Annotated in this window: 5 protein-coding genes; all 5 read left to right on the top strand. The window is 72.5% G+C overall.

The genetic code is table 11. The features are described from left to right. Window positions 1-475, top strand: a 475-nt coding sequence (locus ACIBVQ_RS26585) for a phosphopantetheine-binding protein (protein WP_399180705.1), incomplete at its 5' end; no start/stop codon positions are given. 1 nt (window position 476) lies between these two features. Further along, complete coding sequence (locus ACIBVQ_RS26580) at window positions 477-4,880, top strand: amino acid adenylation domain-containing protein (protein WP_399180703.1); 4,404 nt, start codon at window positions 477-479, stop codon at window positions 4,878-4,880. Further along, window positions 4,877-5,053, top strand: a complete 177-nt coding sequence (locus ACIBVQ_RS26575; protein ID WP_352012967.1) for an MbtH family NRPS accessory protein — start codon at window positions 4,877-4,879, stop codon at window positions 5,051-5,053. The genes ACIBVQ_RS26580 and ACIBVQ_RS26575 overlap by 4 nt, the downstream gene beginning before the upstream one ends. Further along, complete coding sequence (locus ACIBVQ_RS26570; RefSeq protein ID WP_362917520.1) at window positions 5,040-6,953, top strand: AMP-binding protein; 1,914 nt, start codon at window positions 5,040-5,042, stop codon at window positions 6,951-6,953. The genes ACIBVQ_RS26575 and ACIBVQ_RS26570 overlap by 14 nt, the downstream gene beginning before the upstream one ends. Continuing rightward, window positions 6,950-12,682, top strand: coding sequence for an aminotransferase class III-fold pyridoxal phosphate-dependent enzyme (locus tag ACIBVQ_RS26565; RefSeq protein ID WP_399180700.1), 5,733 nt, complete (start codon window positions 6,950-6,952; stop codon window positions 12,680-12,682). The genes ACIBVQ_RS26570 and ACIBVQ_RS26565 overlap by 4 nt, the downstream gene beginning before the upstream one ends. The last annotated feature ends 4 nt before the right edge of the window (window positions 12,683-12,686 follow it).

Here is a 12,686-nt window from a genome sequence, read left to right as displayed (position 1 = left end):
CACCTACCTGCCCCTGACCCACCTGCCCACCACCCACAACGGCAAGACCGACCGCAACGCCCTGCCCCCACCCCACACCCTCACCCCCCTACCGAACGACCGGGCAGCCGCGGAGAAGTCCGCAGCGGAGCCCGCCGGGGAGGCCGACCCGGTGCGCCGTACCCTCGCCGACATCTGGGGCCGGGTGCTCGGCCTGGCGTCCGTGGGCGCCGAGGACGACGTGTTCGAGCTGGGGGCGCACTCGTTCGCGATCGCCAAGGTGAAGGCGCGGGTCGCGGTGGCGCTGCGGATCGACCTGCCGCCACGGGTGTTCTTCACCGCGAGGACCGTCGCGGAACAGGCCGCGGTGCTGCTGGAGAAGGCGTCCTCGCCGGAGGCCGTACTGCGCCGGGCGGAGGCCGTCGCCGCGCTGCCGGAGATGAGTGACCACGAGTGGGCGGCGGCCGTGGCCGGCCTCACGGACGGGGAGGACTGACATGACGACCGTCGGACACGGCTGGCAGCCGCTCAGGCCGGGGAACCTGGAGACGGCCCCGCTCACGTACGGCCAGCGTGCCCTGTGGCTGCTCGACCGGCTGACCCCGGGCACCGCGTTGCACAACATCCCCTGGGTGCTGCGGCTCGAAGGGCCGGTCGACGCCGACCTGCTCGCGGAGTGCCTCGGGACGATCGTCGGGCGGCACGACATCCTGCGCAGCGCGTTCCTCGCCTCGGTGTCGGAGCCGTACCAGGTGGTCAGGCAGGAGACGGCGTTCGCGCTGACGGTGACCGAGTGCGCGCCGGAGGCCGTCGACGACCTGGTCCTCGGCGAGGCGCGCAGGCCGTTCGACCTGGAGCGTGACCTGCCGGTCCGGGCGCGGCTGCTGCGCTGGGCCGAGGACGGGTGCGTCCTGGTGGTCGTCTTCCACCACATCGCCTGTGACGGGCTCTCGCTGCCGGTCTTCGAACACGAACTGGCCGTGCTGTACACCGCGCGGGCCGAGGGTCGTACGCCCCGGCTGCCCGCGCCGCCGATCCAGTACGCCGACTACGCGGCGTGGCAGCGGGAGCAGGACCCGCGTGAGGACCTCGACTACTGGCAGCGGCGCCTGGCGGGCGCGCCGGAACGGGTGACGCTGCACACCGACCGGCCCCGTCCCCCGGTGCGGTTGACGGAGGGGGCGACCCACCTGTTCGACCTGCCGCCCGAGGTGACCGAACGGGTGCGCGTGCTGGCCATGGACGAGGAGGTCACCCCGTTCGTCGTGCTGTTCACCGCGTTCGCGGTGTTGCTGCACCGCTACACCGGTCAGGACGACCTGGTCATCGGCTCCCCGGTGGCGGGCAGGGACCGGATCGAGATCGAGGACCTGATCGGCTACTTCGTCACCGTGCTGCCGCTGCGCACCAGGATCGACGGCGGGGAGAGCTTCCACGAGCTGCTGGCCGCGGTCGGCCGTGACGTCATGGAGGATCTCGACCACCACCGGGCGCCGCTCGACATGGTCGTCGACCGGCCGCTGATGAACGTCGCCTTCGGCGCGCACGGCGCGCAGGACACCGGGCCGATGCGGCTCGGCGAGGTGAGCGGGACCCCGCGTGTCATGACCACCGGCACCGCCAAGTTCGACCTGCTGCTGTCCGTCTTCGACGACGGGCGCCGCATGCGGGGCGAGGTCGAGTACGCCACGGGCCTGTTCGACGCCGCCACGGTCGAACGGCTGGCCGGGCACTGGCTGACCCTGCTGAGCGCCGCCGTCGAGGCGCCGGGGACCCCGGTCTCCGAGCTGCCCCTGACCTCCGGTGCCGGGCACGGCGTCGCCGTACCGGTGAGCCGTGAGCCCGGGGCCTGCCTGCACGAGCGTTTCGAGGCGGTCACCGCCCTGCACCGGGAGCGGATCGCGACCGACGTCACCTACGAGGAGCTCAACGCCAGGGCCAACCGGCTGGCCCGTCACCTGCGGGCCCGTGGCGTACGGCCGGGCGACCGGGTCGCCCTGCTGCTCGAACGCACTCCCCGCCAGGTCGAGGCCGTGCTCGCGGTGCTGAAGGCGGGCGCCGCCTACCTGCCGATCGCCCCGGAGACCCCGGCGGAACGGGTGGCGTTCCTGCTTGAGGACGCGGGCGCCAAGGTGGTCGTCGCCGACCGGGTGGGGGAGGGCGTCACCGTCGGGCTCGACGAGGAGGCGGAGGCCATCGCCAACCACCCGTCGGACAACCTCGGCCTGGCCGTCCCCGTCGGGACGACCGCGTACATCATCTACACCTCGGGCTCGACCGGCCGTCCGAAGGGGGTGGCCGTCACCCACGCGAACGTGGCGGAGCTGTTCGACGCGACCGAGGAGCGTTTCACCCCCGGCCCGGGGGACGTGTGGACGCTGTTCCACTCCTACACCTTCGACTTCTCCGTGTGGGAGATGTGGGGTGCCCTGCTGTACGGCGGGCGCCTGGTGGTCGTGCCGAAGGAGGTCGCCAGGTCGCCGGAGGACTTCGCCGGCCTCCTGCAGCGGGAGCGGGTCACCTGCCTCAGCCAGACGCCCTCCGCGTTCGGCCAGCTCGTCGGCCTCTTCGAGGAGGCGCCGAGGGTCCTCGACGACCTCAGGCTGATCGTCTTCGGCGGTGAGGCGCTGCAGCCGCACCACGTGCGCCGGTGGTTCGCCACCGGGGCGGGGCCGAACGCCCGGTTGTGCAACATGTACGGCATCACCGAGACGACGGTCCACGTCACGGCCTACGACATCACCCCGGAGACGCCCTTCGACCGCAGCGTGATCGGGCGGCCCCTGCCCCACCTGTCGGCCGAGATCGTCGACCGGCACGGCCGGGCCGTACCGGACGGGGTGCCCGGGGAGCTGTACGTCGGCGGGTACGGGGTGACCGGCGTCTACGTGGGCCGTCCCGGGCTGACCGCCTCGCGTTTCGTGCCCGACCCGGCGAGGCCGGGAGCGCGGCGTTACCGCAGCGGTGACCTGGTCCGCAGGCTGCCCGGCGGGGACCTGGAGTATCTCGGCAGGATCGACGACCAGGTCAAGATCCGTGGTTTCCGCATCGAACCGGGTGAGATCCAGCGGGTCCTCGACGGGCACGACGCGGTGCGTTCCTGCGTGGTCGTGGTCAGGGAGGGGCGGCTGCTGGCCTACGTCGTGCCCCGCGACGGGTGGCCGGGGGCGTCCGAGCTGCGCGCCTACCTGGCGGCCAGGCTGCCGGACTACATGGTGCCTTCGGCGGTCGTGCCGCTTGAGGGCATCCCGCTGACCCCGAACGGCAAGGTGGACCAGCGGGCACTGCCCGATCCGGGACGCGGGGAGCGGCCCTACGACCCGCCGAGCGGCCCCGCGGAGCAGGCGTTGGCCGACGCCCTGGCCGAGGTGCTGAAGCTGGACCGGGTCGGCAGGGACGACAACTTCTTCGAGCTGGGCGGCGACTCGGTGCGCAGCGTGCAGGTCGCCGGACGGCTCAGGCGGTCGGGTTACGCGCTGCCGCTCGACGTGCTGTTCGCCCACCCCACGGTCCACGAGGCGGCGGCCCTGATGACGCCGGCCGAGGACGGGCCGCCTCCCGAGCCGTTCTCGCTGCTCGGCGAGGCCGACCGGCGGCGGGTCGAGGCGCTCGACGACGTCGTGGACGCCTACCCGATGACCTCCATGCAGCTGGCGATGGTCTACCACATGGAGCTCGAACCCGAGCGGCGGCCGTACCACAACGTCAACAGCTACCGGGTGGCGACGCCGCTGGACGAGGAGGCGCTCGCCAGGGTCCTGACCGAGGCCGTGGCGCGGCACCCGGTGCTGCGCACCTCCCTCGACCTGGCCTCCTTCAGCGAGCCCATGCAGCTCGTCCACCGTGCCGCGCCGTCGCCGCTGATCGTCGAGGACCTCCAGGGGGCCGACCAGCAGGCGGCGATCACCGCGCTCGTCGAACGGGAGTGGGCGACCCCGTTCGACCTGCGTACGGCCCCGCTGTTCCGGGTGACGGCCCAGCGGCTGTCCCCGACGGCCTTCCAGCTCACACTCACCGAGCACCACGCGATCCTGGACGGCTGGAGCTTCACCTCACTGGTCGCCGAGATCCTCAAGCGGCACACCCTGCTGCGCGACCACCCCGAGACGCCGCCCGCGGCACCGCCGAAGTCGCGTTTCAGCAGGTTCATCGCCCTGGAACGGGCAGCGGCGGGTTCGGCGGAGTCGGTCGCGTTCTGGAAGGAACGCCTGTCGGGGGTGGACGGCACCCTGTTCACCGGTCTCGGCCAGACGGCGACCGTGGCGCACAGCATCGACCGCGAGGTGAACGGCGAGCTGTTCCGGGCGATGTCCCAGCTGGCCGTGACGGCGGGCACCAGCAGGAAGAGCGTCGCCCTGACCGCCCACCTGGTCGCCCTCGGCCGGGTGTCGGGCCGCACGGAGGTCGTCACCGGCCTCGGCGTCAACGGCAGGGTCGAGGAGGAGGCGGGCACCGAGGCGCTCGGCCTGTTCCTCAACACGGTCCCCTTCTCCGTCAGTCTCGACGGCGGGACCTGGATCGACCTGGTACGGCGGGTGCACCGGGAGGAGACGGCGATCATGCCCCACCGGCGGGTGCCGTTCGCGACGCTCGCCCGTCACATGCGCGACTGGAATCTGGACGCCAACTTCGGATTCAACCGGTTCCACGCGCTCGCCGGGGTCCGGATCGACGACGAACGCATCGGGTGCGCGCCGACGATGCGGTACGAACCCAACCACTTCACGCTCAGCATCGGGTTCGTGCAGGACCCGTCCACGGACCGGGCCCTGCTCATCGCCGACTATCCGGCCTCGAAACTGCCGCACACGGTCGCCGCGGACTACGCGGACTCCTTCCTGCGGGCCGTGCACGCCATGACCTCCCAGCCGTACTCCAACTACCGCGAGGAGCTCCAATGACCCACGTCGTCGTGGTCAACGACGAAGACCAATACTCGATATGGCCCGCGGAACGGACGCTCCCCCCGGGGTGGGCCGACGCCGGCCATCGGGGGTCCGAGGACGAGTGCCTGGCCCACATCGAGAAGGTGTGGACCGACATGCGCCCGCGCAGCCTGCGTGAACGGATCTGAGCCCGTGCAGCTCATCGAGGACGCCCTCGCGCACCAGGCGCGCTTACGGCCGGACCGGCTGGCCGTCACCCATCTTGACTTCGAGGCCGGGCACACGCCCAGGCAGCTGGAGGTGACCTTCGGCGAGCTCCACGCCAGAGCCACCGAGTTCGCCACCAGGTTGAGCGCGGTCGTCGCCCCCGGGCAGCACGTCATGCTGCTGCACAACGCGGGCGTCGACTTCGTCGTGGAGTTCTTCGGCTGTCTGATGGCCGGGGCGGTTCCCGTCCCCGCGCCCGAACCGCAGATCCCCTACCACCGGGCCGCCGAACGCCTCACCAGAATCGTCGAGGACGCCGGGATCACCGCGGCGGCGGCCGCCCGTCAGGTGGCCGTGGCCGACGTGGTCGCGCTGAGCCCGCGCCTGTCGGAGGTGACGTGGCTCAGCCACGCCGCACCGGGCGAGCCGGGACCCGCGCGTGAGCGTACGGCCCGGCGGGACGACGTCGCCTACCTGCAGTACACCTCGGGCTCGACCGGTTCGCCGCGCGGCATCGAGATCACGCACGGCAACGTGCTCGACGAGGTCGACTACTTCGGTGCCGCGCTCGGCCTCGACTCCGAGTCGGTGCTGGTGACCTGGGTACCGGTCTTCCACGACCTCGGCCTCGTGCTGGGCACCCTGGTCCCCCTGCTACGGGGTGCCCGCATCGTGACGCTGTCGCCGCAGGCCTTCGTGCGTGACCCGGAGCGCTGGCTGCGGGCGATCTCCGACTTCGGAGGCACCCACGCCGCCGCCCCCGACTTCGCCTACGACCTGTGCCTGCGCAGGATTCCCGAGGCCAGGCGGGCCGGGTTGCGGCTGGACACCTGGCGGGTGGCGATCAACGGCGCCGAACCGGTGCGGGCCGAGACCGTCGACCGTTTCGCCGAGGCCTTCGCCCCGTACGGCTTCGACCCCGCCGCGATGCGCCCCTCGTACGGCCTGGCCGAGTGCACGCTCGCGGTGACGACTCCTCCGTTGCACGAGATGCCGGGCCGGGTCGTCGCCGACCGGGACGCGCTCGCCGAGAGCGTCGTCAAACTGTCGCCGACCGGGCGGACGCTCCTGTCCTGCGGACGCCCGATTCCCGGCATCAACGTCTCGATCGTCTCCCCGACGACCCGCGAGCAGCTGCCGGAGGACGCCGTCGGCGAGATCCGGGTGACCGGGTGGGGCGTGGCGCGGGGCTTCCACGGGGACCCGGCCAAGATGACCGAGCTGTACACCGGTGACCTGGGCTTCTTCCACGAGGGTGAGCTGTACGTCACCGGCAGGCTCAAGGACGTCATCATCGTCCGGGGCCAGAACTACCACCCGGTGGACCTGGAGCAGGTGGCCGAGCGGGCCGATCCGCAGATCCGTCCCGGCTGCCTGGCGGCCTTCCAGGACGGTGACTCGGTCGGCATGGTCTGCGAGGTTCGCGGCAACCAGTCCGAGGAGGCGCTCGCGGCGACGGCGACCACGATCCAGCGGGCGATCTCCGAGACGTTCCAGCTCAAGCTCGACGTGATCGCCCTGGTCCAGCCGGGCAGCGTGCCGAAGACGTCGAGTGGCAAGGTCCGCAGGAACGAGTGCGGTCGCAGGCTCGCCGCCGGTGAGCTGCGGGTTCGTCACCGCGCGGAGCGGACCGTGGTCTCGGCGCGGGTCAGCGCCGCCGCGGCCAAGCCGATGCTCAGGTTCCTGCTGGGCAGGGTGGTCGGCGTCCCGGTCACCCAGCTCGACGACCACGTTCCCTTCGCCGACTACGGTCTCGACTCCAAGGGTGCCCACGAGCTGGCCGGGGAGCTGGAGCGTCTGCTCGGCACGCCGGTCCCCTCGTCGATGGTCTTCGACTACCCGACCATCTCCGACCTGGCCAAAGCACTGGAATCAGAGTGAAAGAGATCGCCGTCGTCGCGATGGCCTGCCGCTTCCCCGGCGGTGTCACCTCGCCCGAGGAGCTGTGGCGGCTCCTGGTCGACGGGGTGGACGCCGTCGGGGAGGTGCCGCACAGCCGATGGTCCGTCGAGAGGCTGTACTCGGCGGACCCGGCGGAGGCCGGGAAGATCAGCAGCCGGTGGGCGGGCTGCGTCGACGGGATCGAGGAGTTCGACGCCGCCTTCTTCGGTCTCTCCCCCGCCGAGGCCGAGCAGATGGACCCCCAGCAACGGTTGTTGCTTGAGGTCGCCTACGAGGCGATGGAACGTGCCGGGCTGCCGCCGACCCACGACCTGGTCCGTGACTGCGGGGTCTTCGTCGGCATCAGCGGCAGCGAGTACGGCCGTGCCCTGGGCGGTGACCTGTCGGCCATCGGGCCGTACTTCAGCACCGGTCAGGCCCTGTCCATCGCGGCCAACCGCATCTCCTACGCCTGGGACATGCACGGGCCGAGTGTCGCGGTCGACACCGCCTGTTCCTCGGGGCTGGTGGCGGTGGACATGGCGGTGCAGAGCCTGCGGCGTGGTTCCTGCCCGGTGGCGCTGGCCGGGGCGGTCAATCTCGTGCTGGCGCCGGAGAACTGGGTGTCGCTGTCCAGGTTCGGGATGATGGCCTCGGACGGACGGTGCCGTTCCTTCGGCGCTGACGGCGACGGTTTCGTGCGTTCCGACGGCTGTGCCCTGCTGCTGCTCAAGCCGCTCGACGCGGCCGTGCGCGACGGCGACGAGATCCTGGCCGTCATCCGGGGCTCCGCGGTCAACCAGGACGGCCGGAGCAACGGCCTGACCGCGCCCAACGGTCCCGCCCAGGAGGCGGTGATCCGGGCCGCGCTCGCCGACGCGGACCTGCCCGCCGAGGCGGTCTCCTACGTCGAGGCGCACGGTTCGGGCACCGCGCTGGGTGACCCGATCGAGATGGGCGCGCTGACCCGCACGTACGGCAGGCGGAAGGCGGGCCTGTGTCATGTCGGCTCGGTGAAGTCCAACATCGGGCACGCCGAGGCGGCGGCCGGGATCGCGGGGCTGGTCAAGCTGGTCCTGTGCCTGCGCAACGGCCACCTGCCCGCCTCACTGCACTCGACCCCGCCCAATCCCAGGCTCAGGCTTGAGGGCACCAGGATGCGGGTGGTCACCGAACCGCTCGCCTGGACCGGCGAGGGACCGCTGGTCGGGGCGGTCAGCTCGTTCGGCTTCGGCGGCACCAACGCGCACGTCGTCGTCTCCGCCGCCCCCACCCGTACGGCCCGCGCCCCCGAACCACCGGACACCGCCCGCGGGACCGAACTCGAAGCCAGGGCCGAAACCGAGGCCGGAACCGAGGCCGGGGGCGGGCCGCTGGTGCTGCCGCTCTCCGCGCGCAGCGCGAAGGCCCTGCGGGTCCTGGCCGGGCGTTACGCCGACTTCGTCGCGGCGCACGAGGAGGTCTCCCTCACCGACCTGTGCCACAGCGCGGCCGTACGGCGGGCACACCACCGGCACCGGGCCGCCCTGGTCGTGGCGGACGGCGCCGAGGGCAGGGCGCGGCTCCTGGACGAGCTGCGGGACCTGCCGAGGACCTCGGACGACGGGCCGCCCTGGCGGGACCCGGTGCTGGTCTTCTCCGGTCAGGGCGCCCAGTACCCGGGCATGGCCCGTCACCTGATGGACCGGGCCCCCTTCGCCGAGGTCGTGGCGCGTTGCGAGCCGGTCTTCCGCGCCGAGCTGGACGTCTCCGTGCGGGAGCTGCTCACCGGGCAGGAGGCGCTGCCGCCGTACACCGACGTGGCGCAGGCGACGCTGTTCACCTTCCAGGCCGGGCTGTACGAGCTGTGGCGTTCCCTGGGGATCGTCCCGGCGGCCGTCGTCGGGCACAGCGCGGGAGAGACGGCCGCGGCCTACGCGGCGGGGCTGCTGGACCTGGAGTCGGCGGCCCGGCTGACGGCCGCGCGCGGGGCCGCGATGCGGCTGGCCCACGGGAGCGGTCACGTGGTCGCCGTGGGCGGTCCGATGGCCGACGCGGCGCCGTACCTCGGGGACGAGGTCGTGGTCGCCGCCCACAACGGCCCCGGCGCCTTCGTGGTCTCCGGCCCCGGGCCTGCCCTGACCACCGCGACCGAGGCGCTGAGGAAGGCCGGGTTCACCTGTACGCCGCTGCCCGGCGAGTACGCCTTCCACAGCCCGCTGATGCGGCCCGCCGCCGAGGCGATGCGGCGGGCGCGGGTCACGCCGACGGCCCCCGGCGGGACGGCGTTGTTCTGCTCGACCTCGCTGGGCGCGATCGTGAACGGCGTGCGGCTCGACGCCGACTACTGGGCGGAGGGCATCACCGGGCCCGTCCGCTTCCAGGAGGCGGTCGAGGCGCTGGTCGAGATGGGGTTCGGCGCCTTCCTTGAGATCGGCCCGAAGCCGACCCTCGCGTCGGGGATCGTCAGGACCGCGCGGCGCAACGGCGGCACCGCCCGTGTCGTGCAGGCGCACCGCGACGGCGGCACCGTCCCCACGCTCGTCGATCTCTATCTAGCGGGGGCCGAACTGGACTGGACGGCCGTCTCCCCCGGCGGCGCGTTCCTGCCCGGCCTCCCCACCTATCCCTGGCAGCGGACCCGTCACTGGGCGCTCACCGAGAACTCGAAGGAAAGCGGCATGAGGGACGACGTCGTCACCACGATCAGGACGCTGCTCGCCGGACACCTCAAGCTGAGTCCCGCCGAGCTCTCCGACCACGCCAGGTTCCTGGACCTGGGCGCAGACAGCCTGGTTCTGCTGAAGGTCGTCTCGCAGATCAACGAGCGGTACGGGACCGCCTTCCAGCCGACGATGCTGTTCGACGAGCACCCGACCGTGCGGGCGCTGGCCGCCGCCGTCGAGGCGCAGGCCGCGCCGGTGACCACGACGGTCGCGGTCACCACGGCGACGACCCAGACGGTGGTCCCGGTCTCGCCCCTGCCCCAGAACACGGTGCAGAACACGGCCCAGAACCTGGTGTACGGCCTGGCGCAGAACACGGCGCCGGGGCCGGTCGACGCGACCGTCGCCCATGTCGTCGCCGAGCAGCTCGCCCTCATGCGGGAGCAGTTGCGGGCGCTCGCCCCCGGTGGGGCCCCCGCGCCTTCCGTTCTCCCCGCCCCCGCCCCCGTGGCCGACGGCGTCGCCCCTCGACTTCCGCAGGTCCCCGAGCCTCCCGTGGCGAGGCCCGCCGCCGCTCCGCCGGTCACGGCCCCCGCGTCCCGTCCCGCCGGCAGGCTCACCGACGACCAGCAGCGTTACGTGGACGAGCTGGCCTCGCGGATGGACGCGCGGGACGCGGCGTCGAAGAAGCTGGCGGGCGCCTACCGGCCTCGTCTGGCCGAGAGCCGCCCGTGGGCGAACTTCAGGCCCGAGGTGAAGGAGCTGCTCGTCCCCATCGTGGCCGACCGGGTCCAGGGCGCCAGGATCTGGGACGAGTCGGGCAACCCCTACACGGACTACTGCATGGGGTTCGGCGTCCAGCTCTTCGGCCACACCCCCGAGTTCGTCTCCGAGGCCGTACGGCGTCAGCTCGACCGGGCCTTCTCCCTCGGCTACCAGCTACGGCAGAGCTACGAGCTGGCCGAGCAGTTCTGCCGGATCACCGGCCACGACCGGGTGACGTTCTGCAACACCGGCTCCGAGGCCGTGATGGGCGCGATCCGGCTGGCCAGGCTCGCCACCGGCCGTCACAAGATCGCCTACTTCGAGAAGTCCTACCACGGGCTGGTGGACGCGGTTCTGGCCCGGGGCGGTCTTGAGCCCGGCCAGTCCATGCCGATCGCCCCCGGCCTGTCCCCCGGCGCGATCGGCGAGGCGGTCGTGCTTCCGTACGGCGAGGCCGAATCGCTGGCCCACCTGCGGAGTGTGGCCGGTGAGCTGGCCGCGATCGTCGTCGAGCCCGTGCAGAACCGCAACCCGTCCGTGCAGCCCGCGGAGTTCCTGGCCGAGCTGCGGCGTTTCACCGCCGAGAACGGCATCGTGCTGATCTTCGACGAGATGATCACCGGGTTCCGGATCGGCATCCGGGGCGCGGCCGGATACTTCGGCATCACGCCCGACATGGCGACCTACGGCAAGATCCTCGGTGGCGGCCTGCCGATCGCGGCCATCGCGGGCCGCGCCGACCTGATGGACGGCATGGACGGCGGCAGCTGGGGCTACGGCGACGACAGCGCGCCGACGGCGGCGACGACCCTGTTCGGCGGGACCTTCCAGAAGCACCCGCTGGCGGTCAGCGCGGCCCGTGCCGTACTCGACCATCTGGAGAGCCGGGGACCGGCGCTCTACGAGGATCTGAACGGCCGGGCCAAACGGATCACCGACGCGCTCTCCGAGATCATCCGGGCCGAGGAGCTGCCGTACACCATCGCCTCGTTCGGCTCGCTGTGGCGGTTCGAGTACCGGGGCGCGTCCAACTTCTACCAGCCGTTGCAGCTGGAGATGCTGTACCAGAGCCTGCTGTCCGACGGGCTCTACGTCTGGGAGGGCCGGACGTTCTTCCTGTCGACCGCCCACGACGACCGGGACGCCGACGAGCTGGTCGAGGCGGTCCAGCGGGGGGTGCACCGGCTGCGTTCCGCCGGTTTCCTGCCCGCGAGGAAGCCCCTCGAATGGCCCGCGACCCCGCAGCAGCGGCGGCTGGCACGGCTCCAGGACGAGCACGGCCCCGAGTGGAGCGCCTACCACGAGACCGTGCTGCTGCACCTGCGCGGCGACCTCGACAGGGACGCCCTGGTCGCGGCGGTCAGGGCGGTCTGGCGCCGTCACCCGGCGCTGCGGGCCGTACTCTCCGGGGACGGGACGCTGCTGCGGTGTGACCCTGAGGCCACGCTCGACGTGCCCCTCCTTGAGGGCACGGCGGTGGAGGTGGTCCGGGAGCTGACCGACAGGCCGTTCCCGCTGGACCGGGGGCCGCTGTTCCGCGCCGCGCTGCTCGACCGCGGTCCCGGCCTGCACACGCTCGTGCTGTGCGCGCACCACGTCGTCATGGACGGGGTGTCCGCCGCGCTCCTGCTGTCCGACCTCACCGAGGCCTACGCCCAGGCGAAGAAGGGCCTTCCGCTGACCCCGGTCGTCACATCCGTCCCCGCCCGCACGGGGGACGCGGGGCCGGTCGGGGCCGTGGCGCCGGTCGCCGAGGAGGACTTCGCCCCGGCGGCCCGGCACACCTCCCGCCTGCCCGAGGGGCTGTGGGCGGCGGTCGCCGAACGCGCCAGGAGCCTGGGGTGCACGCCGTTCACGCTCGCCTTCTGCGCGTTCGGCCACGCGCTGCACGAGGTGACCGGCAGGGCCGAACTGTCCGTCGGCGTCCACGTGGACCGCAGGACGACCGAGCGGGAGCACGCCTTCGCCGGGCACTTCCTCGACGTGGTGGCCGTCCCCAGCACCGTGGCCGGTTCCTTCGAGGACTACCGCGCCGGGCTCCAGGGACGGCTCGGCGCCCTGCTGGGCGCGCCCGGCGACCAGGGGACACCGGTCGAGGTCGTCTTCGACCTCAACCCGGCGGTGCCCGAGCTGTCGTGGCCCGGCCTCGACGTCGAGATCGAGGCGCCGAAGGCGGGACACGCCAAGTACGGGCTGTTCTTCGACGTCATCCCGGTCGCCGACGAGGGCCTGGTCGAGGTGACCTACCGGGCCCCGTTCGACCGTGACCTGGTCGAACGGCTGCACGCCCGCTGGACGGCCCTGCTGTCCGAGGTGTGACCCG

The sequence above is a fragment of the Streptosporangium sp. NPDC049376 genome, assembly GCF_044466505.1.
GTDB lineage: Bacteria > Actinomycetota > Actinomycetes > Streptosporangiales > Streptosporangiaceae > Streptosporangium.
Note: the sequence above shows the minus strand (reverse complement) of the source record. Positions and strands in the feature narration are given on the sequence as shown.

What these genes read in the sequence shown, in the direction of transcription:
- ACIBVQ_RS26580 (WP_399180703.1), top strand. Translation starts at nt 477, where the DNA reads ATGACGACCGTCGGACACGGCTGGCAGCCGCTCAGGCCGGGGAACCTG.
- ACIBVQ_RS26575 (WP_352012967.1), top strand. Translation starts at nt 4,877, where the DNA reads ATGACCCACGTCGTCGTGGTCAACGACGAAGACCAATACTCGATATGG.